The following is a 22,235-nucleotide window of genomic DNA, read 5'->3' on the forward strand; positions in this document are numbered from 1 at the left end:
CCTTTTGTGTGGCCTATCGGCGGTGCACGCCGCGCAGAGAGCCCTGCGCATCGAACTGCAGGCGCACGGATTCGCGGTCACCGGCCACTTCGTCCGGCAGCCACACCAGCTTGCCGCCCTTGCGCACGATTACATACACGTGGCCGACTTCGGATACGGGGTTCTGCAGGGCATTGCGTTGTTCCTGCAATGCCTGCGCCACGCGCGGCACGGCCTCGAAATCGATGCTGGCCAGGGATGTGCTGCTGCGCTGCAGGCTGATGGTCGGCGCGAACTGCTGCGGGTTCACCGGATTGCCCTTGCGCCACTGGCCACGTTCAAAGTGATAGCTGTCGACGTGGCCAGGCTGTTGCGGATCGACCAGATCCAGGTTGATGCGGCCATCGTCGTAGAAGTGGATGCTGTGGAAGACCGTCAGCCGCTGGCCGGCCAGTGCCGGCAGCTGCTCCAGTGCCTGACGGGCAGCCAGCAGGTAGTCCGCATCGAACAGGCGATTGTTGCGCTCGGGCGCCGCAGCGGTACTCGCCGCGGGGAAGGGCGCCGGGGACGGCACAAGCGATACGGGTTGTTCGCGCTGTGACTGAGACGGGACGGAGGGTGGCAACCGGTCCGGCTGTACCGAATGCCCCAGCGTTTCGCTGATGGTCTGCACTGCGCCGCCGGCAATGGCCGCGCCCGCCAGAACCAGCAGCAGTACCAGGAACACCGTGCGGGTGGAGGGAGGCTGTTTCATATTCCCTCCAGCCGCACGTTGCTGCGGTCATCCGGGTCGTACAGCAGCGTCACGTGCTCGCGCGGGATGTTGGCCAGTTCAATCAGCGGGATGAAGCGGCGCACGCGGGCCTGCTGCACGTTGCCTTCGCGGTCGATGTATTCCAGCTGGAACTCCACCTGTGGTTGTTCGTTGAGGTAGGTGCCGGTCTGACGGACCTTCAATACCCGGGCCTCCACGCCGATGCCGCGATACTTCAGCGCATCACCGCGGGCATCGGCGTGCAGCAGGCGGCCGAGCAGGCGCAGCCCCAGCGCATAGCCACACAGCACCAGCGGGCATACCAGCAGCGGGTGACCGAACGACAGGAAGGTCCAGCCCAGCCCCTCGTTCTGCAGCCGGTAGGCCAACACATAGGCAGCGGCAACGGCTGCGATGCCGAGTCCTGCACCGATGCCACGCCGCCACAGGCTGGCGACATTCAGTTCGGGCTGCGCACCGTCCAGCACGATGTTGGGGAATGCCCCGGGCGTCCGGCCCAGGCGCGCATCGATGTGCCTGCCCACCTCGAAGCGATGCAGCTGGGGTTTGCTGTCGACCACCAGCATCTGTTCGCGGATCGGCGTACCTGACAGGTTCTTGAAGGACAACTGCAGTTTCCACTGCGCGAAGCCGCGCACCTGTACGCCGGTCTGTTCGGCCTGTTCGATCAGCGCACTGCGCGGTTCACCGTCGGCCAGGATCGACTGCACCCGGTGCAGTGCGCGCGGTGGCCCCAGCAACAGGTAGTGCAGGAAGGCGAACAGCAGCGTCAGCCACAAGCCCAGCGACAGTGCGAGCAGCAACAGTGCCGGCCACGGCGCGCTGCGGTCGACCAACGCCACCGGCCACGAAGTGCCGAAATAGAGAATGCAGGGAAAAGGCAACGCGAAGAACAGCAGGAACGCGCCCCAGAACCAGAGATAGGCTTTCATGGGAGAAGGGGACCGCGGTGGAACAGGGCGCGTAGATTACTACGCTTCAGCGGAACTGCAGGGTAAGCAGGTAGTAGCGGCCGAGCGGATCGTCCAGGCCCGGCATCTGTCCGCCATTGCCGACCAGATAGTTCACCGGTTGCGCATCGAGTACGTTGTGCACATCCAGCGCTGCAACGATGCGCGGCCCCAGCCGACGTGCGAGGTGCAGGTTCCAGCGCAGCTGGCGTGGATTCATGCAGTGGTTCCGATCGACCTGATCCTGCGGGCACTCGGCCCCGGGCAGCCAGGCACGGGTGCGCCCGACCTGGTTGCCGCGCAGGGCGATGTCCCAGTTGCTGTTCTGCCATTGCACGTTCAACACCGCAGCCAGCTCGGGTGTCACGTGGCCGCGCAGGTCCACGGCGGCCTCGTGGTCACGGCGGCGGCGCAGCTCCTGCTGTTTCAGCGCATCGAGCGAAAACAACCACTGGCCGTTGCTGCCGCTGTCGATGCGGTACTCGCCACGCAGCACCCAGTTGCGGGAGGTGGTGCGGCCGATGTTGTCGAACGACAGGCGCAGGCTGCTCAGGTGGCCGTCTTCATCCAGTTCCCAGGTACTGCGATTCCACACCGCATCGCTGGGCTGCAGGGCGAGGATCTCGTTGCGCAGTTCCACGATGTTGTGGGTCAGCGACAGCGAGAACGTGTCGTTGGGTGTCCACGTGGCTGCCAGCGAATGGCTGCGCGATCGCTCGGCCTTCAGTGCATCGTTCTCTACGACGTTGGCCGTGACGCTGCAGCCGCCACCGCGGGTGGCGATTGCACATTCCGGAAGGGCACTGGACACCGGAAGCGTGATCGAGCCGAAGTAGCCGGGAGGCCGCCGTTGCTCGAACAGGCTCGGTGCACGGTAACCGCGCCCGCTGGCCAGCAGGAACGACCAGTGCGGCGTCGGGCTCCAGCGCAGCCCGGCACGAGGCGAGAACGCCATGAAGCCGCCGTCGCGGTCCCAGCGTGCAGCCAGGTCCGCGCGCAGCGTGGGTGCCAGCGGCAGGCCCAGCTCGGTATAGACGCCACTGCTTTGTCGCGACAGGCGGCGTTGCTGCTGCGGCAGGCCCAGCGCAAGGTCGCCCTGGCTCAGCAGCGCATCCGGACGCGAGACCCAGCGTTCATGGCGCAGGTCGATGCCGGTGGCCAGCTGCGCATTGCCCCCGGGCATTGCCATCAGTTCACGCTGCACACCCCACCAGCCCTGCCATTGTGCGGTGCTGCCGCGGTTGCGGATGGACGGAAACAGCGTGTCCGCCTCGGCCGCCGGCGGCGCGTCGAAACCGGGGGTGAACCTGCGCGCCTGCGTTGCTTCAAGCAGGCGCGTCGTGCGCACGGTGCCGGCAGTGGACAAGGTGACTTCGCTGCGCTGCGCGCTGATGCCCGCCTCCCAGCTGCGCCGGCCCTGGTCACGGCCGATGCCGACGGTGACGTCCGCATCGGTGGCGCGGACGCTGGGGCGCACGTTGCCGGCCTCGCGCAGCACACTGTTGAAGGTGATTCCGCGCGAGACTACGGCAACGGCAGTCGGGCCCAGGTCGAAGCGCTGACGGTTGTGACTGGCCCGTGCCTCGACATAGGCATAGCGTCCCTCGCCACGTTCATGCCGGTAGTGCAGGTAGGCCGACGCGGTATCCGAGGCGGGCTGCAGCGAACGCGGGCGCGCGCTGTCAAACCAGCAGCCATCCTCGCGCCGCTTCAGGGGCGGCTCGCAGCGTCGGGCGGGCACGTACCAGTTGCCGAAGATCGCGCCGATCGGATACAGCGAGGTTTCCGCATGCCAGTCACGCTGGTCACCGGCGACATGCTCGACACGGTGCAGATCCAGGCCGGCAAACCAGCGATCCCCATTGCCACGCGCGCCGCCCGTGGCGGCCTGCAGGCGGTACTGGCCCGCATCGCCGCGGCTGCTGAGTCCGGTCTGCAGCATGGCTTCGGGCCCATCGGCCTGGTCGCGCAGGATGATGTTGACCACGCCGGACATGGCATCGGCCCCATAGATGGCCGAGGCACCGCCGCGTACCAGTTCGATGCGGTCGACGAAGCTCAGCGGAATGCCGCCGAGGTCGGTGAGCCCGCCCTGTTCCAGCGACACCATGGGATAGCGCGGCAGGCGCCGGCCGTTGACCAGGAACAGCGTCGCCCGCGGGCCCATGCCGTCCAGGCTGGTGGTGGCCGCTGCACCCACCGGCAGGTACTGCGAATCGCCGCCGCGCGAGGTACTCATGGCGGGATGGCCGTTCATGCCGGGCAGGTGCCGCAGCAGGTCGAACAGATTGCCGTAGCCACTGCGCAGGATGTCGTCGCGATCGATGGTGGTGACCGGCAGTGTGGTCTGCACCGAAGAGCGCGGCAGCCGGCTGCCGGTGACGTGGATGGGTGCCAGTTCCACCTGGTGTGGCGTGTCGGCGGACCTGGGAGCCGGGTGCGGCAGGCGCGGGGCTGCGACCGCTTTCGGTGGCGTGGCAGGTGGCTCGGGATGGACACGTCGCACGACAAAGGCACCCGAGGACGTGCGCAGGATGTTCACCGGCAGGCCGGCGACCAGCAGCTTCAGGGAGGCCCCCGTATCGCGTTGGCCACGTGTGCCAGTGGTGCGCAGATCATCCAGTTCACGTGCGTCGAACAGCAGGGCGGTGCCACTCTGCCGGGCCCATTGCTGCAGTGCCGGCACCAGTGGGCCCGCACCCACGTCGATCTCCAGCGTGCCGGCGGGCTCGCCGGCATCGGCCATCGGTAGTGCGGCAACACCCAGTGCAAGGCATAGCAGGGCGCGGAGCAGCCCCCACTGCAGCGCACCCGGACCTGCCTTCACTGCCGGTCTCCTCAGTAGGTGCGGCGCAGTTCCAGCGCGCCATCCGGACGCGTCTGGCCAGCCACGGACCAACCCAGTTCCAGCGCCGACAGCAGCTCCTGTGCATCACCGGCGCGGAAGGTGCCGCTTACAGCCAGGTCGGTGATCTCCGGATCGACGATCACCAGCGGCGTGCGGCCATAACGGTTCATGCGCTCGACCACGATCGACAGGGGCGTGGCATCGAACACCAGTTGCCCCCGCAGCCAGCCTTCAGCGGCTGCGTTGGACGAGAGGGCGGGGCCCGGCTGGATGCGGCCGGAGGGCAGTACCTGCAGCTGTTGGCCGGGCGCCAGCGTGTGCTGCGCTGCGCCGTTGCTGACTTCCACGGCACCTTCCAGCAGCGCGACCTCGACCAGGCCGTCGCGCAGGCGTTCCACCTGGAAGGTCGTGCCGATGTCACGGATCGTACTGTCGCCGGCGTGCAGTTTCAGCGCCTTGTTCGACGGTGCGACCTGCAGTTGCAGCCGGCCCCGCTCCAGCACCAGATCACGATGGCGCCAGCCGAAGCGGGCGCGGAGGGTGGTGCCGGCATCCAGCATGGCGACGCTGCCATCGGCCAGCGTCTGCTGCTGTGGCTGGTGCGAATCATTGGCGTAGACCTGCGGCGTCGGGTTGCCGTCGACGGCAACCATCCAGCCGATGCCGATCGCCATGCAGACACCGGCGGCAGCGGCCACGCCCGGCAGCCAGCGCCGGCGCGGCGGACGCGCCGCCCGTGCCGCGGCGGTGCGCAGCCAAGGGTCAGCCGCAAGCGCCGCACCCTGCTGGAACAGGGTTTCGGCCTGCACCCAGGCTTTGACGTGGGCCGGATCTTCGGCCAGCCAGTCCTCGAACGCCTCGCGTTCGACCGACGTGCAGTCCGGGGCTTCCAGGCGGGCTACCCAGGCGCTGGCGCGTTCAAACAGCTGTGCATCATCCCTGTGCGGGGTGCCACTCATTGGCCGTCCCTGTCGTTGTGCAGCGGATCCGATCCCAACTCCTGACGCAGGCCCTGCAGGGCCCGGGCGATATGTTTTTCCACGGTCTTGGCAGTAATTCCACAATGCCGCGCGATCTGCGTGTAGCTCATGCCGGTGATGCGGTTGAGCAGATAGACCTCGCGTGCGCGTTCGGGCAGCTTGAACAGGGCCTGCCGCAGCAGGGACAGCATCTGCCCTGACTCGGCCTGGCGCAATGGATCGGGCGAGGAACTGGACGGTTCGTCGCTGCCATCGTGTTCGGCCAGCGGCAGATGCGGCCGCGACTGCGGCGAGCGGCCGCGGTCTGCCAGGCGGTTGCGGGCGATACGATACAGCAGCAGGCGCAGTTCGTCCGGGCCCTGTGCGCGGTAGCGGATCAGCCGCTCCATGCAGTCCTGCGCGATATCCTCCGCATCCTCAGGCCCGACCCCCCGCGTGCGCAGGAACGCGCACAGCGGTGCGCGCTCTTCGCGTACGAACGCGATGAAGGCATCCGCAGGTGCGGGTAGCTCCGGCGCGCGATGGATCAGGGGAGACGGGGTGGACAGGGCTGGCCTCGACTGTCGGTGGCGAATGCGTCATCGAGTTTTACGCGACGATGACCGGATGGGGAAGAGTGTGCATCGATCGGATTCTCATTGTGAATGTATTCATTTTTCACGATCCGTTCCACTGGGGGAGATCACCCCACTGCGGCGTTGATCGTTCTACCCGCGTGTTGCGGGTGGAGAGAGAACACATGAAGTATTCGAAGTTGAGCCTGGCCCTGGCCGGGCTGATGGGCGTTGCCGCCATATCCGTGGTGGATGACGTCATGGCAATGAATTATCACGTGCAGGGCGATCGCATCTTCCTGAGTGGCGATGTGACCTACGCCGACGTGGTGTCCCTGCCGGCACTGCTGGCCAAGGCGCAGGCCGAAGGCCGGCCGGTCCGTGAGGTGGTGCTGCGCACGTCCAATGGTGGTGCGTTGATCGCCGGCGAGTGGCTGCAGGGCATCATCCGCACCTCCGGACTGAACACCATCGTGTCCGGCAATTGCATCTCGTCCTGCTCGATCATGCAGTCTGGCGGCGTCGAACGCTATCTGGCCGGCGATCTGCCGCTCATCGACTCGGTGCAGATCCACGCGGCCAGCAGCGGCGGCAAGGTGATCTACACGCCGTCGCCGCGCATGACCCAGATCTACACCGGCAACTACGGTGGTGGCATGGATGCCGGGCTGCTGCACAAGGCCATGTACGAAGTGGTGAAGCCGAACGGCCTGCTGGTGTTCCGCGATCCGGCACGCAGCACCGGTTCCTCGGTCACTTTCGACCCCGATGGCAGTGGCAGCAAGCTGGAGTCGTTCCCCGGCCAGGACATCTACAGCAACAGGATCATCACCGCGAACGGGTACCGCGATCCGGGCGACACCTTGAATGTCACCGCCAACGTGACCGGCGACATCAACCCCGGCTACCTGCGTACCGGACGCCAGTTGCAGGCGTTCGTCGATGATGATTTCGCGCGCTGGAATACCGACTGGCGATCCACCTACATCAATCTCGCGCAGAGCATCTACAACGCATCCAGCAAGGGTCCGCAGGGCATCGGTGCGCTGTCGGTGCAGGGTTACCTCAGTGACCCGGACATCCAGGACCTGTTGCTGTCCAAGCTGCGGCTGGCTGATCTGGATGTCTCCACGCTGGACAACGCCATGGGCGTGATCCGGGTGAGCAACGGCGCCACCTGGCGTACGTCCGCGACGACGGGTGCGGATTTCATGCTGGTCGACAATGGCACCATCGCGCTGGAAGGCGGCGCCCTGCGCGCATCGGAAGTGCGCGTGCTCGGCGCAGGCATGCTGGTCGGCCATGGCGACGTGGCGGGTACTGCGATGGACCGCGCTGCATTGCTGGACGGCACCGGCCCGTCGTACCGCGAAGACGGGTTCAACCGCCTGCGCGTGTTCGGCACGCTGATGCCGCGCGGTGGCGACCTGGTCACCCATGGCTACGTCAACATCATGCCGGGCGGCAAGGTGCTGTTCGACGTTACAGAGAATGGTGGCACCACCGCCGGCCGCCTGCGCGTGGGCACCTTCTTCGATGACGAGCAGACCGAGGGGGCACTGGTGATCTCCAAGGGTGCCTTCCTCGAACTGAACGTGGCGCAGGGCTACTACGGCCAGGACTTCCGTCGTGACCTGGTTGAGGGCCCGATCTACCAGGGCGGCTTCGAAGAGGCCGTGCGCCTGGGCGACACCAGCTACAGCGCCAGCATCAGCGGTGATGTGTTCCGTCCCCGCCACAATTCGCTGTTGAGCTTCAACGTGAAGCAGACGGCCGATGGCCTGTGGCTGACCGCCAACCCGGGCTTTGACCAGCTGGGCCTGTTCGCCAACGGTACGTCCGGCGACGGCCTGGGCCGTGCGCTGGCGACTGCTTCCGATCGCCAGGACAAGGGACTGAAATCGCTGCTGGGCGCACTGCAGTTCGCCGACCGCGATGTGATCGCACAACAGGCCGGTGCCCTGCGCGGTGATGCGCACGCCAGCCTGCGCCTGGCCGACACCGCGCTGGTGGGCAGCATCGGCAACGTCGTGCAGCAGCACCAGTCGGCCATGCGCAGCGGCGGCGATGCCGATGGCCTGGCCTCGCAGGTGGCGCAGTCGGTCTCCTCCCAGCCGGGCATGCGCCATGGCAGCCTGTTCAACCAGCTGGCGATGCACCTGGTCGAGCCGGCGCCGGGCAGCGTTGCGGGTAGCGGTGATGCCGGACGCAGCCATGGCATCTGGGCACGTGGTTTCGCCAGCCATGGCCGCATCGATGCCGACGGTGGCGTGGCCGGCCTGAGCCACAACATCGGCGGCATCGTGGTCGGTGCCGACACCCGCGTGGCCGATGACCGCGTGACCCTGGGCGTAAGCGTGGCCGCGGCGGACATGTCGACCAAGGCCAGCGATGGCTCTGGTTTCACCGGTGATGTGCGCGCGCTGGACGTGGGCGGTTACCTCGATGCGACGTACGCGCGCGGCTATCTGTCGGCGGCCGTGCGCTACACCGATCTGCGGCATGACACCCGTCGCAGCATCGGCGGTATCGATGGCCTGCAGCAGCCCCTGCGCGCGAAGTACAGCAACGATGCGATCTCCGCGCGTGTTGAACATGCGTTCTCGTTCACCACCGGCAAGGGCCTGGTGATCCAGCCGTTGCTGCCGGTGGTGGACTACGCGCGTACTTCGGCCACCCGCTTCAACGAAGGGCAGGGCGCTGGTGCGCTGGTTGGCCGCAGTGGCAGCCTGGAGAGCATCCGCGTGGGTGCGGGCCTGCAGCTGTTCAAGACCTTTGAGGGCAACAACGGTGAGCGCATCACGCCGCGCGCCCGGGTGGTCTGGCAGAAGGAGCTGGGCGATTCGCAGGCCCGCTACAGCACCGGCTTCGCCGCGGCACCGGATCTGGTGTTCGGCGCCAGCAGCCAGGCGGTGGGCGAGCAGGTGCTGGCCTGGAACGTCGGCGTGACCAGTCGCGCCAGCGAGCGCCTGTCGATCATGGCCGACTACGTGGGTGAGCGCCGCGACGGGCAGATCCAGAACGGCGTGATGCTGGGCCTGGGCTACCGGTTCTAAATGGCACCCGGCACCGGCGATGACGGCATCGCCGGTGCCATCCCAACGCGGGCGCTGCTGCGGTATGGTCGGTATGGCATTCCACCCAGGCCCATCCATGCAGATCGCCGTCTTCAGTGCCCGTCCCTACGACCGCCGCTTCCTTGATGAGGCGAACCAGCGCGATGCGTCTGAGGACGGCTTTGCGTTCGTGTACTTCGATGTGGCGCTGGACGTGCATACGGCGGCGCTGGCGCAGGATTGCGCAGCCGTATGCGTGTTCGTCAACGACCGCCTGGATGCGCCGGTACTGCATGCCCTGCATGCGATGGGGGTGCGGGCCGTGCTGCTGCGCTGCGCAGGTTTCAACAACGTGGATCTGGCGGTTGCGGAAGCGCTGGATCTGTTCGTCGCACGCGTACCAGCCTATTCGCCTGAAGCCGTGGCCGAGCATGCGCTGGCGCTGGTGATGACCCTCAACCGGCAGACCCATCGCGCCTACAACCGGGTGCGCGAAGGCAACTTCATGCTCGATGGCCTGCTCGGGCGCACCCTGCATGGCCGCACCGTGGGCATCGTCGGTACCGGCAAGATCGGGCTGGCCACCGCGCGCATCTTCAGGGGCATGGGTTGCATCGTGCTGGGGCACGACCCGTACCCGTCGCCGGCCTTCGCCGGCGTGGGTGACATGGTTGGGCTGGATGAACTGCTGGCGCGCGCCGATATCGTGTCACTGCATTGCCCACTGACGCCCGATACCCAGCACCTGATCAACGACGCCTCGCTGGCGCGGATGAAGACCGGCGCGATGCTGGTCAACACCTCGCGCGGCGCGCTGGTCGATACCCATGCGGTGATCCGCGCGCTGAAGTCGCGGCGGCTGGGTCATCTGGCCATCGACGTCTACGAGCAGGAAAGCGCGCTGTTCTTCCAGGACCTGTCCGGCGAGATCATCGATGATGAGGCCTTCCAGCGCCTGATGACCTTCCCCAACGTGCTGGTGACCGGCCACCAGGGGTTCTTCACCGTAGATGCGCTGCAGGAGATCTCGGCAATCACGCTGGGGAACCTGCGGGATTTCGCCGAGGGGCGGGTGTGTTCGAACCGGGTGGAGGCGAGCTGAGCCGGGTGGATTGACCGCCGGGGCGCCCAGCCCGTAAAATCGCGGGCTCCGCCGGAATAGCTCAGTTGGTAGAGCGGCGCATTCGTAATGCGTAGGTCGCAGGTTCGACTCCTGTTTCCGGCACCAGTTGTAATGAAAAGCCCCGGCCTAGGTCGGGGCTTTTTGTTTGGGCTGTGCTGGCGCGGCCCGGCCCTGGCGGAAGCGTCCGATGGAACTGCAGGCATGTACTGGCTCAGTCGGGGTCATTACCATTGCCGTCGTGGATTGCTTGCGGCCCTGGGCTGGATCGGGCAAGTCAGTTTCAATCAACAGGGGGTGTCATGAAGAAGATCGTGGTGAGTCTGATGGCGTGCGTCGTTCTTGCCGGCTGTGCAACCCGTCAGATCAGCTCCGAACAGGCGCAACCGGTGCCTGCCGAGCGGGTTTTCGCCTTCAATGGGATAGGTGACAGTGCTTCCGGACAGGTAATCGTTACGCGCGACGTTGGCGCGGTTGGTGGGGCGTGCCCGCTTGCACTGTATATCGACGGCACCCTGGCAGCCCATCTGCAGCGGGGAGAGTCTGTCTCGCTGTCTGTTCCCTCCGGGAATCGCATTGTCAGCGCAATTTTCGCGGGCAAAGGGCTCTGTTCGTGGGGGGATGAATCGGCGCATAGGCGCGAGATTTCCCAAATGGTCACGGCGGGTGGCAGGACCAAGATCCGTCTCGCGTTGGCCCATGATGGCGTGATTCAGATCGGTCCGACCGCGTTCTAGGCGCGCTCCACGCAAGGCGAGCAGGTCCATCAACGGAACGCCCCAGCCCTTGCGCGGGCTTTCTGTTTCTGCCCAAGGGAAGGGGGCGGTCTGCAACGTCACCGATGGGAACACACCTTCATTTACGTCCAGCGATCACCGCGTCCCGCGCCAGCCACCACGCGAGCTGCCGGAGATAACCACCTGCTGCTCCCGCCGATGCGGCGATCAGCAGGCGTGCGAGCACTCTGGTTCCGCACGTGGCCCGCTCCCGCACCCAAGGCAGGACCGCCACCACCTGCGCAGCCAGCAGCAGCATCAGCACGTCCAGCCCCAGCGCATCCACGACCGGCAACAACGGCAGCAGATCCGGATTGCAGGCCAGCACGATCACCAGCGCGGCACCCAGCACGGCCATCAGGCGGCGCCCGGCGGGCAGGGTGGTCCAGTGCAGCAATCGGTTGATCAGGCGCATGGCATTCCTTGTCTCATATGCGGGAATCCTCATCAGGCCCGATCGGCCGCACCGGCTGTCGCAGCACGGTTTTCAACCGCGCTGCGTCGGTCCTGCGCGGGTCGCTCAGGTAGATCTCATGATGGGGGCCGGCAAAGGTGTATCCCAGTGCGGGCATCACTTCGTCATGCATCTGCGCCAGGGTGGGGCCTTCGTCGTCGTAGGCGCCCACGTGCAAGGTCTGCAGGCTTGGGCCCTCGGCAAGGATCTGATGGCGAAGGCTGGGTGGAGCCTCTCCCAGCTTCGTGCGCGCCTTGCTGATCGCGGCCTGCCACTGTGCAGGGTCGATGCCCTCGGGCGTGCGGATCATCACCGTCCAGACCCACTCATCCTTCCGCCGCGCGACGAAGCTGGCCGGGTCCTCGGCGCTCCACAGTGCTTCCAGCGGTGGCACCACGTAGTCCTGGCCCGTGGCCTTCAGTGCGAACTTCAGTGCATAGCTCACCGAATACAGCCACTGCACGGCCTGCAGGTAGGCGGGGGCCGTGTTCGGGTCGCCGCGACCATCGACCATCACGTAGGGCAGGGGCGGCACATCGACCCGTACGAACTTGCCGGCGGGCGGTTGATACAGCGCCCGGTCGCGCTTCTTGAAGTCGATCTTGTCCATGGGCTTCCTCCAGCGCCGAGCATCCCATGCCGGGCACCCGTCAGCACGCCTGAACAGGTTCAGATGACTTTGCCGAACGAGGGCGGACCGCCGGCCAGCACCCGATGCTAGGATGCCGCCCTCGGGTGTTCTGCCCGCCGCGCCCGTGCGGTGCGACAACGTGTCGCAGCCAGAAACGGGCCTTTCCTGCGCTCGATCATTGTCAATGCCTTTCTTAAATGGTGGGTGACGGCCTAAAATTGAAAGGCTGACTCGACCCCACCTCCCTACCTGTCTTCCGGACCGGTGGGACCGGCTTTGGCCGGAACAGGCAGGACGGGGAACGGCATTCCCTCGCAATTGGATCGACCGATGATTCCGTTGAAAACCCTTGGGCGCTGGTTGCGCCCGGGCCTGCTGCTGTCGTTGCTGGTGATGCTCACCGGCTGCGATGCCGTGGCCATCCTCAGTCCGAAGGGCCAGATCGGCCAGGATGAGAAGACCCTGCTGATCACGGCCACCGTGCTCATGCTGCTGGTCGTCATCCCGGTCATCATCATGACCCTGACCTTCGCGTGGAAGTATCGCGCCTCCAACACCAAGGCCCGTTACGAGCCGAAGTGGTCCCACTCGACGGCGATCGAGGTGGTGGTGTGGTCCATTCCCTGCATGATCGTGCTGGTGCTGGCGGTCCTGACCTGGCGTTCGTCGCACGCACTGGACCCGTACAAGCCGCTGGATTCGGACGTCAAGCCGGTCACCATCGAGGCGATCTCGCTGGACTGGAAGTGGCTGTTCATCTATCCGGAAGAGAAGGTGGCGGTCGTCAACGAAATCAAGTTCCCGGTCAACACGCCGCTGAACTTCAAGATCACGTCCGATTCGGTGATGAATGCCTTCTTCATCCCGCACCTGGGCAGCATGATCTACTCGATGGCTGCGATGGAGACCAAGCTCCATCTGATCGCCAACGAGACCGGTGAATTCCCGGGCATGTCCTCGCACTACAGCGGCGCGGGCTTCGCCAAGATGCACTTCACCGCCTACTCGGTCACCGATGCCGAATACCGCCAGTGGCTGGACCAGGTCCGTGCCGGCGAGCAGACCCTGGACAAGACCTCGTTCAAGGCGCTGGGTGAAGCACGCAACGCCGAGTGGTACCCGGTCACCTACTTCGGCAAGACCGAAGAAGGCCTGTTCGACTGGGTCATCGCCAAGCACATGGGCGACAACAAGCACTACGGCATGAAGCACTCGCACGCTGGTGCCGCCGCTGCCGATGCCGCCAGCCATGAAGCGCACGAGGGCCACGCCCCCAGTGACGCACATGATTCCAAGGAATCGGGTGAAAACCTGGATGCCAACGAACACGAACACGCGGGCCATGCCGGCCACGCGGGTTCGGGAGAATGAACATGTTGGGAAAACTCTCTCTTGAGTCGATCCCCCACGATCCAATCGTGCTGACCACCCTGGTCGGCGCGGTGCTGGGTGGCCTGGGCGTCATGGCCCTGATCACCAAGTTCAAGCTGTGGGGCTATCTGTGGAAGGAGTGGTTCACCTCGGTGGATCACAAGAAGATCGGCGTGATGTACCTCATCGTCGCCTTCGTCATGCTGCTGCGTGGCTTCTCCGACGCCATCATGATGCGTACCCAGCAGGCGCTCGCCGTCGGCGGGTCCGAGGGTTACCTGCCGCCGCACCACTACGACCAGATCTTCACCGCCCACGGCGTGATCATGATCTTCTTCGTGGCGATGCCGCTGATCACCGGCCTGATGAACCTGGCCGTGCCGCTGCAGATCGGTGCGCGCGACGTCGCGTTCCCGTTCGTCAACTCGCTCAGCTTCTGGCTGTTCGTGTCGGGCGCTGTGCTGATCATGCTGTCGCTGTGGATCGGTGAGTTCGCTGCCACCGGCTGGCTGGCGTTCCCGCCGTTGTCGGGCATCGAATACAGTCCAAGCGTCGGCATGGACTACTACATCTGGGGTCTACAGGTCGCAGGCCTGGGTACCACGCTGAGCGGTATCAACTTCTTCATCACCATCCTGAAGATGCGTACCCCCAGCATGAAGCTGATGCAGATGCCGGTGTTCACCTGGACCGCCCTGGTGACCAACGTGCTGATCGTGGCTGCCTTCCCGGTGCTGACCATCACCCTGGTGCTGCTGACCCTGGACCGCTACCTGGGTACGCACTTCTTCACCAATGATGGTGGCGGCAACGCCATGCTGTACATCAACCTGATCTGGATCTGGGGTCACCCGGAGGTGTACATCCTGGTCCTGCCGGCGTTCGGTGTGTTCTCCGAAGTCATCGCGACCTTCTCGCGCAAGGCGCTGTTCGGCTACAAGGGCATGGTCTACGCCACCGCCTGCATCGGCGTGCTGTCGTTCATCGTGTGGCTGCACCACTTCTTCACCATGGGCTCGGGTGCCAACGTCAATGCCTTCTTCGGCATCACGACGATGATCATTTCGATCCCGACCGGCGTGAAGATCTTCAACTGGCTGTTCACCATGTTCCGCGGCCGCGTGCACTTCACCACCCCGGTGCTGTGGACCATCGGCTTCATGGTCACCTTCGTCATCGGCGGCATGACCGGCGTGATGCTGGCGATCCCGGCCATCGACTTCGTGCTGCACAACAGCCTGTTCCTGATTGCCCACTTCCACAACGTCATCATCGGCGGCGTGGTGTTCGGCATGTTCGCCGGCATCACCTACTGGTGGCCGAAGATGTTCGGCTTCCGCCTGAACGAGTTCTGGGGCAAGTGCGCGTTCTGGTGCTGGTTCATCGGCTTCTACGTGACCTTCATGCCGATGTACGTGCTGGGCTTCATGGGCATGACCCGTCGCCTGCAGAGCACGGTCAACCCGGCCTACGAGCCGCTGCTGCTGATCGCCGCCGCAGGTGCCTTCATCGTTGGCGCCGGCATCCTGTGCCAGATCATCCAGGTGGCCGTGTCGATCCGCGACCGCAAGAAGACCGTCGACCTGACCGGCGACCCGTGGGATGCCCGTACGCTGGAGTGGGAAACCTCTTCGCCGCCGGCCTTCTACAACTTCGGCACGCTGCCGGAAGTCACCGAGCTGGACGATTTCTGGGAGCGCAAGCAGCGTGGTGAAGCCTGGCCGAAGCCGGCCAAGTACACCGACATCCACATGCCGCGCAACACCGGCACGGGCGTTGTCATCGGTGCCTTCAGCCTGGTGTTCGGCTTCGCGATGATCTGGCACATCTGGTGGCTGGCCATCGTCGGCTTCGTCGGCATGATCGCCACGTTCATCTACCGCACCTTCGACCAGGACGTGGACTACTGGGTCCCGGCCGCCGAGGTGGAACGCATCGAGAACGAACACCGCAAGCACCTGGAAGCCCAGGGCCTGGTGAAGTCGGAGCTGAAGGCATGAGCACCAATACCTCGACCCTGAGCCACGGGCACGCCGCGCACGCGGCGGCCCATGGCCATGACGACCACGAGCACCACGACACCGGCGGCAATACCGTCTTCGGTTTCTGGGTGTACCTGATGAGCGACTGCCTCATCTTCGCCTCGCTGTTCGCCACCTACGTGGTGCTGGCGGGCGGCACCGATGGTGGCCCCACCGCGAAGGACCTGTTCGAACTGCCGTTCGTTGCATGGGAAACCGCGCTGCTGCTGACCTCGTCGCTGACCTTCGGCCTGGGCATGATCGCCATGCACCGCAAGCAGATGGGCCAGATGTACCTGTGGCTGGGCATCACCTGGCTGCTGGGCTTCGGCTTCATGTGCATGGAAGTGTGGGAGTTCCAGCACCTGATCCACCAGGGCTACGGTCCGGACCGCAGTGCCTTCCTGTCGGCGTTCTTTGCCCTGGTCGGTACCCACGGCCTGCACGTCAGCGCCGGCCTGCTGTGGCTGCTGGTGATGTTCGTGCAGCTGAAGAAGTACGGCCTGACCCCGACCAACAAGACCCGCATGGCGTGCCTGAGCCTGTTCTGGCACTTCCTGGACCTGATCTGGATCGGCGTGTTCTCCGTCGTCTACCTCAATGGAGCCCTGTAATGGCACATGACAACCATGCACACGACCACGGCACCGGCGGCGAAAGCCATGGCACCGTGAAGTCGTACCTGATCGGCTTCGTGCTGGCGGTGGTGCTGACCGTCATCCCGTTCTGGATGGTGATGTCGGGTGATTTCTCGCGCACCGTCAACGGTGTGGTGATCGCGATCACCGCGGTGCTGCAGATGCTGGTCCACCTGGTGTTCTTCCTGCACCTGGACCGCTCTTCGGAAAGCCGCTGGAACGTCAACGCTGCGGCCTTCACCGTGGTGGTGATCGGCATCATCGTGGTCGGCACCCTGTGGGTCATGCACAACATGAACGTGCACATGATGCACTGACGTCTTCGCGACGTTGCCACGCAGAAAGGCCGCCCTCGGGCGGCCTTTCTGTTTGCCGTGGGGGGGGGGGCGGCGAGGAACATCCACGCACGGCGTGGATCTCCTGATGAGGTGGGTGCGGAGCTTGCTCCGCACATCGGCTCAGCCCACCCGGCGCAGAAATTCCTCGGCGTCCATCGGTCGGCCCAGGTGGTAGCCCTGCAACTGGTCGCAGCCCAGTTCGCTCAGGTACTCGCGCTGCGCCTGCGTCTCCACGCCTTCGGCCACCACCTGCAGCTGCAGGGTGCGTCCCAGCGCGATGATCGACGAGACGATGGCGGCGTCCTCTTCATTGCATTCCAGGTCATGCACGAACGCGCGGTCGATCTTCAGTTCGGTGGCCGGCATGCGTTTCAGGTACAGCAGGCTGGAATAGCCCGTGCCGAAGTCGTCGATGGCAATGTGCACGCCCATCGCGGTGAGGTCGTTGAGGATCGCCAGGCTGGCGTCGACGTCCTTCATCGCCGTGGTCTCGGTGATCTCCAGGGTCAGCCGCGCCGGCTCGATGTGGTGCCGTTCGAGCACCCCGCGCACGCTGTCCAGAAGGGCCGGGGAGGAGAACTGCAAGGGCGACAGGTTCACTGCCATCGACCATTCGGCATGTCCGGCATCGTGCCACGCACGCAACTGCGCACAGGCGCGGTCCAGCACCCAGTCGCCGATCGGCAGGATCAGGCCACTGCGTTCGGCAATGGGGATGAACACGTCCGGCGCCAGCAGGCCCAGCTCCGGATGCTGCCAGCGCAGCAGCGCCTCGGCGCCGGTGGCTGGCGCGCCCGCGGCCGGGAACTTGGGCTGGTAATGCAGGATCAGTTCATTGCGCATCACGGCCTTGCGCAGGTCCTGCAGCAGGCGCAGCTGACGGTTGGCGCTGAGCTGCATCGAGGGGGTGAAGAACGTATAGCCGTTCCGCCCGGTTTCCTTGGTGTGGTACATCGCAGCGTCGGCGTGTGCCATCAGCTCGCGCTCGTTGCCGGCGTCATCCGGGTACAGGGCGATGCCCAGGCTTGCGCTGACCTGCAGCTCGGCTGCATCCAGCAGGAACGGTTCGCCAGCCGCCGCGATGATCCGCTCGGCCACCACCACCGCATCGTCGGGAACATCGATGGCCAGCACGATCACGAACTCGTCGCCGCCGAGGCGGGCGAAGGTGTCCTGCGGACGCAGCAGGCCGCCGATACGCTGCGCCACCGCCACCAGCAGGCGGTCGCCCAGCTGGTGCCCGTAGGCATCGTTGACCGCCTTGAAGCCGTCCAGGTCGCAGAACATCACCGCCACCGCATGGTTGCGGCGCCGCGCCTTCTCGATGGCCTGCTCGATGCGGTCCTGCAGCAGCATGCGGTTGGGCAGCTGGGTCAACGGGTCGTGCAGGGCGGCCTGGATCAGCTTGTTGTTGGCATGCGCCAGCGAATCGGCCAGCAGGCCGGTGCGCACGCGCATCTGCCGGTCGAACAGCGAGGCGACCAGGGCGATACCCAGCGTGGCCACGGTGGTGACGATCACCAGCACCGCCAGCCAGCGCGTGTCGATGCCACCGCTGCCGACCGCGCCGCAGATGCTGCCCTCCGGGAAGCGCGCCGCGGCCATGCCGGTGTAGTGCATGCCGACGATGGCCAGGCCCATCACCAGCGAGGCCAGTGCGCGCAGGCGCATGGTGTTGCGCTGCTCGGCACGCAGGCGGAATGCGATCCACAGCGCAGCACCGGCGGCGCCGATGGCCACCGCAATGGAGGCGGCGAACCAGCCCGGGTGATAGTCGATGCCCGGCTGCATGCGCATCGCGGCCATGCCGAGGTAGTGCATCGTGGCAATGCCCAGGCCCATCAGCACGGCGCCGGCCAGCAGCCGTCGCCAGGGCAGGCTGGGCCGCGACACCAGCCACAGCGCATAGGCAGAGGCGCCGATCGACACGGCCAGCGAGTAGAGGGTGATGCCGAGGTCGTAGCCGACCGGGATCGGCAGGTCGAAGGCCAGCATGCCGATGAAATGCATCGACCAGATACCCAGGCCCATCGCCGCTGCACCGCCGGCCAGCCACCAGCGGGCCACGCGGCCCTCGGCCGTGGCCAGGCGGCCGGCCATGTCCAGCGCCGTGTACGAAGCAAGAATGGCCACCAGCAGGGAGATGGCGACCAGGCTCTGACTGTAACTGCCAGTCATGTTGAATCCAGAGGGGGAGGGAGGGGGCGCCCGCAAGGCGCACGCCCGCGACAGCTATCGGCGCGGGGGGGCGGGACTTGAGCGGTCGCAGCACCTGCGACCCGGCTCGGCTATCCTGCCACGCCTGTTCCCGTTGCTGGAAATCATCCAATGGCAAAAGCCCGCACCGCCTACGTCTGCAATGAATGCGGCGCCGAATTCAGCAAGTGGCAGGGCCAGTGCACCGAGTGCAACGCCTGGAACTCGCTGTCGGAAATCGTGCTGGAGAGCGCGGCGGCGGCCAAGGCGCCAACGTCGCGCCGGGCCGGCTGGGCGGGCAAGATCGACCCGCCGAAGATCACCGCGCTGAAGGACGTGGAGCAGACCGAGCACCGCCGGGTCAGCACCGGCATCGGCGAGTTCGACCGCGTGCTCGGCGGCGGTCTGGTCGAAGGCGCGGTGGTGCTGGTCGGTGGCGACCCCGGCATCGGCAAGTCGACCCTGCTGCTGCAGGCGGTGGCGAAGATGGCGGCTGAATTGCCGGTGCTGTACGTCACCGGCGAGGAGTCGCTGGCGCAGGTGGCTGGCCGCGCGCATCGCCTGGAGCTGCCGCTGGATGGCGTCAATGCGCTGGCCGAGACCGGCGTCGAGTCGATCCTGCAGCATGCCTCCAGGGCTGGACCGCGGCTGATCGTGGCCGATTCCGTGCAGACCCTGTGGACCGAGAGCCTGACCGCCGCGCCGGGCTCGGTCAGCCAGGTACGCGAGAGTGCTGCGCGGCTGGTGCGCTTCGCCAAGGAAACCGGCACCGCCGTGTTCCTGGTCGGTCACGTGACCAAGGAGGGCGGCATCGCCGGCCCGCGCGTGCTGGAACACATGGTCGACGCGGTGCTGTATTTCGAGGGCGAGAGTGGCAGCCGTTTCCGCCTGCTGCGCGCGTTCAAGAACCGCTTCGGTGCGGTCAACGAACTGGGCGTGTTCGCGATGGGCGACAAGGGCCTGAAGGAGGTCTCCAACCCATCGGCGATCTTCCTGTCCGGTGGCAGCACCCATCAGCCGGGCAGCTGCGTGATGGTCACCCGCGAGGGCACGCGGCCGCTGCTGGTGGAGGTGCAGGCACTGGTCGACGCATCGCCACTGTCGAACCCGCGCCGTGTCGCGGTCGGCCTGGAGCAGAACCGCCTGGCGATGCTGCTGGCGGTGCTGCATCGCCATGGCGGCGTACTGGTCGGCGACCAGGACGTGTTCGTCAATGTGGTCGGTGGCATCCGCGTGCAGGAGACCGCCGCCGATCTGCCGGTGCTGCTGGCGGTGTTGTCGTCACTGCAGGACCGGCCGCTGGCGGAGAAGACCATCGCCTTCGGCGAAGTCGGCCTGTCGGGCGAGATCCGCCCGGTGCCCAATGGCGAAGACCGCCTGCGCGAGGCCGCCACTCACGGGTTCAAGCGCGCCATCGTGCCCAAGGCCAATGCCCCCAAGGGCGGTTCGGTGAAGGGTATGGAAGTGATCGCGGTGGAGCGGCTGTCCGAGGCCATCGACGCGGCGTGATGCCGGTACTGTAGAGCCGAGCCGATGCTCGGCTCTACACATGTCCAATGCAGCAACGGTCAGCTTCCCTGTGCTAGTTTTTCCCGCTCGACGAAGACGCCCTCTGGCGTCTTTCCGTGCCCAGGAGTAAACGATTACATGCAGGACACCGCGCTCACCGCCCCCAACGCCGAAATCCGTCGCGCCGGGGTCGATCTCAATGGACTGATGACGGTGCTGGGCAAGCACCTGTATTCCACCCCGGTGGTGGCGCTGCGTGAGCTGGTGCAGAACGCGCACGATTCGATCATCCGTCGCCGCATCGAGCAGCCCGGCATCGAAGTGCCTTCGCGCATTTCGGTGCAGGTCGATGCCGCCGCTGGCGTACTGCGCATCACCGACACCGGTGCCGGCCTGACCCGCCAGGAAATCCACGATTACCTGGCCACCGTCGGCGTCGGCTACACCCGTGGCCTGCGCCAGGGCGGCGAGGACGATGAAGGCCTGATCGGCATGTTCGGCCTCGGTTTCCTGTCGGCCTTCGTGCTTGCGCGCCGGGTCAGCGTGCGTACCACCTCGTACCAGACGCCGGATCTGGGGCACCTGTACGTGTCCAGCAATGCCGAGCAGTACACCGTCAGTGAGGTGCCGGCACGTGCGATCGGTACCGAGGTGGAACTGGAGCTGCATCCGGATTTCCTGCCACTGGCCAACGAAGCGCGCCTGCACGAGGTGCTGGGCCGTTACTGCGCGCTGCTGTCCGAGCCGATCTTCATCGGCGCTGCGGCCGAGGCGCTCAACCCCGAGCCGCCGCCGTGGCGTGGACAGGGCGACGTCGCTGTGCACCCGGTGCAGGCGCGCCGCCAGGCGCTGCAGTTCGCAGCGCGCTTCGAGCACGATTTCGAGCCGATCGTCACCGTGCCGTTGCGCGCGGACGGCAACAGCGATGCCACCGGCCTGCTGTGGGTGCAGGACGGTGCTACCTACGGCACCAGCGACAACCGCAACCTGTCGGTGTTCGTGCGCGGCATGCTGTTGGATGACGATGCGCGCGACCTGCTGCCGCCCTGGGCTGGGTTCATTGGCGGGGTGATCGAATCCTCGCGGCTGACGCCTACCGCCAGCCGCGAAGATCTGCAGCGCGACGACCAGTACCGCGCCGTGCAGCATGCGCTGCTGGAAGCGCTGATTGATGGCCTGGCCGACGTCGCGCGGCAGCAGCCGGAGGCCTGGCGACGCGTTCTCACGCGCCACAATGAGGCCTTGCTGGGCGCAGCGCTGTGCGATGATCGCCTGTTCGACCTGTTGCTGGAACACGTGCGCGTGCCGACCTCGCAGGGCGACCTGCCGGCCAGTGCGCTGCCCGCACGTGGCGCCGTGCACGTGATCCTCGACAACGGCGGCGGCTTCGAGGAAATGCTGTTCCGCGCGATGGGCGTGCCGGTCGCGCACGGCCATCGCTATGCGGTAGTGCCGTTCCTGCGCCGTTGGGCCCAGGCCAAGGGCCTGCGCTTGGTTGAATTGGGGACCGAACAGGGCAACCGTGCACTGTTCCGCAGCGATGACAGCCTCGACGAGGCGCAGCTGGCGTGGCTGCGCGAGCAGCTCGGTGACGGCGAACAGCTGCTGCCGGCACGCTTCAGCCCCGAGTCGCTGCCGGTGGTGGTGGTGCCCGACCGCGAAGCCGAGCTGAAGCAGCGCCTGGAAGACGACGAGAACGACAAGCGCGTTTCGATGGCCGCGCTGCGCCTGGCCCGGCAGTTCACCGCGCGCATCGAATCGCGCGCACCGTCGCGGCTGTACCTCAACCTCGACAACCCGGCCGTGCAGGCGCTGTTGCGCGCCCAGCGCGAGGGGCATCCACAGGCCGAAGCCGCAGCCCGCCTGCTGCGCTCACTGAAGATCATCGTCGCCGCGCAGGGCCGCCCGCTGGCACGCGCGAACACTACGCCCGGCCCGGATCTCAACGGCGCCTTTACCGATATCGCCGGTGCCCTGCAGCAGATGCTGCGCTGAGCACCGTACCTTCTCATCCAGCCTTCGCTAGACAGGAGCACTTA

General features: G+C 66.1%; 17 protein-coding genes and 1 tRNA gene. 10 read left to right on the forward strand and 8 right to left on the reverse strand.

Annotated features, from left to right (window positions below; genetic code table 11):
- Positions 1 to 13: 13 nt before the first annotated feature.
- From GOC52_RS05715 to GOC52_RS05735, 5 genes are read right to left on the reverse strand one after another with little or no spacing between them, the layout of a single operon-like run.
- Positions 14 to 733 carry a hypothetical protein gene (locus GOC52_RS05715; protein ID WP_191850882.1) on the reverse strand — a complete coding sequence of 240 codons (720 nt, stop codon included), beginning with the start codon at positions 731 to 733 and terminating at the stop codon, positions 14 to 16.
- Positions 730 to 1,686 (reverse strand): hypothetical protein, encoded by a 957-nt coding sequence (locus GOC52_RS05720; protein ID WP_191850884.1) that lies wholly within the window; start codon positions 1,684 to 1,686, stop codon positions 730 to 732. Before GOC52_RS05720 ends, GOC52_RS05715 begins: the two co-directional genes overlap by 4 nt.
- A 46-nt stretch (positions 1,687 to 1,732) precedes the next feature.
- Complete coding sequence (locus tag GOC52_RS05725; protein WP_191850886.1) at positions 1,733 to 4,531, reverse strand: TonB-dependent receptor plug domain-containing protein; 2,799 nt, start codon at positions 4,529 to 4,531, stop codon at positions 1,733 to 1,735.
- An 11-nt stretch (positions 4,532 to 4,542) separates the two neighbouring features.
- Complete coding sequence (locus GOC52_RS05730) at positions 4,543 to 5,511, reverse strand: FecR family protein (protein ID WP_191850888.1); 969 nt, start codon at positions 5,509 to 5,511, stop codon at positions 4,543 to 4,545.
- Entirely contained in the window at positions 5,508 to 5,987 is a 480-nt protein-coding gene (locus GOC52_RS05735; RefSeq protein WP_229301228.1) for an RNA polymerase sigma factor, read from the reverse strand. Before GOC52_RS05735 ends, GOC52_RS05730 begins: the two co-directional genes overlap by 4 nt.
- Before the next feature lie 284 nt (positions 5,988 to 6,271).
- Between GOC52_RS05735 and GOC52_RS05740 the strand changes: the two genes are divergently transcribed.
- The 4 genes from GOC52_RS05740 to GOC52_RS05755 all read left to right on the forward strand — a co-directional run bounded on the left by GOC52_RS05740 (position 6,272) and on the right by GOC52_RS05755 (position 10,999).
- A complete protein-coding gene (locus GOC52_RS05740) occupies positions 6,272 to 9,142 on the forward strand; it encodes an autotransporter family protein (protein ID WP_191850890.1) in 2,871 nt (956 codons plus the stop codon).
- 97 nt (positions 9,143 to 9,239) lie between these two features.
- Positions 9,240 to 10,244, forward strand: coding sequence for a 2-hydroxyacid dehydrogenase (locus GOC52_RS05745; protein ID WP_191850892.1), 1,005 nt, complete (start codon positions 9,240 to 9,242; stop codon positions 10,242 to 10,244).
- Between the two features lie 50 nt (positions 10,245 to 10,294).
- Positions 10,295 to 10,370: transfer RNA gene (locus GOC52_RS05750), tRNA-Thr, on the forward strand.
- A 194-nt stretch (positions 10,371 to 10,564) separates the two neighbouring features.
- A complete protein-coding gene (locus tag GOC52_RS05755) occupies positions 10,565 to 10,999 on the forward strand; it encodes a putative periplasmic lipoprotein (RefSeq protein WP_043396702.1) in 435 nt (144 codons plus the stop codon).
- 118 nt (positions 11,000 to 11,117) lie between these two features.
- On the opposite strand, the gene GOC52_RS05760 is transcribed toward GOC52_RS05755, so the two are convergent.
- Positions 11,118 to 11,453: a hypothetical protein gene (locus GOC52_RS05760; protein ID WP_043396699.1), complete on the reverse strand. Its 336-nt coding sequence runs from the start codon at positions 11,451 to 11,453 to the stop codon at positions 11,118 to 11,120.
- Between the two features lie 13 nt (positions 11,454 to 11,466).
- Positions 11,467 to 12,102: a GyrI-like domain-containing protein gene (locus tag GOC52_RS05765; RefSeq protein WP_043396696.1), complete on the reverse strand. Its 636-nt coding sequence runs from the start codon at positions 12,100 to 12,102 to the stop codon at positions 11,467 to 11,469.
- 351 nt (positions 12,103 to 12,453) lie between these two features.
- On the opposite strand from GOC52_RS05765, the gene cyoA reads away from it, so the two are divergent.
- Genes cyoA through cyoD form a run of 4 tightly spaced genes read left to right on the forward strand, consistent with a single transcriptional unit; the run spans position 12,454 to position 16,470 of the window.
- Positions 12,454 to 13,494 (forward strand): ubiquinol oxidase subunit II, encoded by a 1,041-nt coding sequence (gene cyoA / locus GOC52_RS05770; RefSeq protein WP_010483288.1) that lies wholly within the window; start codon positions 12,454 to 12,456, stop codon positions 13,492 to 13,494.
- 2 nt (positions 13,495 to 13,496) lie between these two features.
- Positions 13,497 to 15,494 (forward strand): cytochrome o ubiquinol oxidase subunit I, encoded by a 1,998-nt coding sequence (gene cyoB, locus GOC52_RS05775; protein WP_005408582.1) that lies wholly within the window; start codon positions 13,497 to 13,499, stop codon positions 15,492 to 15,494.
- Positions 15,491 to 16,129: a cytochrome o ubiquinol oxidase subunit III gene (cyoC, locus tag GOC52_RS05780; protein ID WP_005408583.1), complete on the forward strand. Its 639-nt coding sequence runs from the start codon at positions 15,491 to 15,493 to the stop codon at positions 16,127 to 16,129. The genes cyoB and cyoC overlap by 4 nt, the downstream gene beginning before the upstream one ends.
- On the forward strand, positions 16,129 to 16,470 hold the full coding sequence (gene cyoD / locus GOC52_RS05785; protein ID WP_005408584.1) for a cytochrome o ubiquinol oxidase subunit IV: 342 nt from the start codon (positions 16,129 to 16,131) through the stop codon (positions 16,468 to 16,470). The genes cyoC and cyoD overlap by 1 nt, the downstream gene beginning before the upstream one ends.
- A 141-nt stretch (positions 16,471 to 16,611) precedes the next feature.
- On the opposite strand, the gene GOC52_RS05790 is transcribed toward cyoD, so the two are convergent.
- Positions 16,612 to 18,669, reverse strand: a complete 2,058-nt coding sequence (locus tag GOC52_RS05790; protein ID WP_191850894.1) for a putative bifunctional diguanylate cyclase/phosphodiesterase — start codon at positions 18,667 to 18,669, stop codon at positions 16,612 to 16,614.
- Positions 18,670 to 18,819: 150 nt separating this feature from the next.
- Between GOC52_RS05790 and radA the strand changes: the two genes are divergently transcribed.
- On the forward strand, positions 18,820 to 20,196 hold the full coding sequence (gene radA / locus GOC52_RS05795; protein ID WP_043396689.1) for a DNA repair protein RadA: 1,377 nt from the start codon (positions 18,820 to 18,822) through the stop codon (positions 20,194 to 20,196).
- Between the two features lie 138 nt (positions 20,197 to 20,334).
- A complete protein-coding gene (locus tag GOC52_RS05800; protein ID WP_043396686.1) occupies positions 20,335 to 22,191 on the forward strand; it encodes an ATP-binding protein in 1,857 nt (618 codons plus the stop codon).
- Positions 22,192 to 22,235: the final 44 nt, after the last annotated feature.

Origin of the sequence: Stenotrophomonas sp. SXG-1, from assembly GCF_014083965.1 — a bacterium.
Lineage (GTDB): Bacteria > Pseudomonadota > Gammaproteobacteria > Xanthomonadales > Xanthomonadaceae > Stenotrophomonas > Stenotrophomonas geniculata.

What these genes read in the sequence shown, in the direction of transcription:
- GOC52_RS05715 (WP_191850882.1), bottom strand. Translation starts at nt 733, where the DNA reads ATGAAACAGCCTCCCTCCACCCGCACGGTGTTCCTGGTACTGCTGCTG.
- GOC52_RS05720 (WP_191850884.1), bottom strand. Translation starts at nt 1,686, where the DNA reads ATGAAAGCCTATCTCTGGTTCTGGGGCGCGTTCCTGCTGTTCTTCGCG.
- GOC52_RS05730 (WP_191850888.1), bottom strand. Translation starts at nt 5,511, where the DNA reads ATGAGTGGCACCCCGCACAGGGATGATGCACAGCTGTTTGAACGCGCC.
- GOC52_RS05740 (WP_191850890.1), top strand. Translation starts at nt 6,272, where the DNA reads ATGAAGTATTCGAAGTTGAGCCTGGCCCTGGCCGGGCTGATGGGCGTT.
- GOC52_RS05745 (WP_191850892.1), top strand. Translation starts at nt 9,240, where the DNA reads ATGCAGATCGCCGTCTTCAGTGCCCGTCCCTACGACCGCCGCTTCCTT.
- GOC52_RS05755 (WP_043396702.1), top strand. Translation starts at nt 10,565, where the DNA reads ATGAAGAAGATCGTGGTGAGTCTGATGGCGTGCGTCGTTCTTGCCGGC.
- GOC52_RS05760 (WP_043396699.1), bottom strand. Translation starts at nt 11,453, where the DNA reads ATGCGCCTGATCAACCGATTGCTGCACTGGACCACCCTGCCCGCCGGG.
- GOC52_RS05765 (WP_043396696.1), bottom strand. Translation starts at nt 12,102, where the DNA reads ATGGACAAGATCGACTTCAAGAAGCGCGACCGGGCGCTGTATCAACCG.
- cyoA (WP_010483288.1), top strand. Translation starts at nt 12,454, where the DNA reads ATGATTCCGTTGAAAACCCTTGGGCGCTGGTTGCGCCCGGGCCTGCTG.
- cyoB (WP_005408582.1), top strand. Translation starts at nt 13,497, where the DNA reads ATGTTGGGAAAACTCTCTCTTGAGTCGATCCCCCACGATCCAATCGTG.
- cyoC (WP_005408583.1), top strand. Translation starts at nt 15,491, where the DNA reads ATGAGCACCAATACCTCGACCCTGAGCCACGGGCACGCCGCGCACGCG.
- cyoD (WP_005408584.1), top strand. Translation starts at nt 16,129, where the DNA reads ATGGCACATGACAACCATGCACACGACCACGGCACCGGCGGCGAAAGC.
- GOC52_RS05790 (WP_191850894.1), bottom strand. Translation starts at nt 18,669, where the DNA reads ATGACTGGCAGTTACAGTCAGAGCCTGGTCGCCATCTCCCTGCTGGTG.
- radA (WP_043396689.1), top strand. Translation starts at nt 18,820, where the DNA reads ATGGCAAAAGCCCGCACCGCCTACGTCTGCAATGAATGCGGCGCCGAA.
- GOC52_RS05800 (WP_043396686.1), top strand. Translation starts at nt 20,335, where the DNA reads ATGCAGGACACCGCGCTCACCGCCCCCAACGCCGAAATCCGTCGCGCC.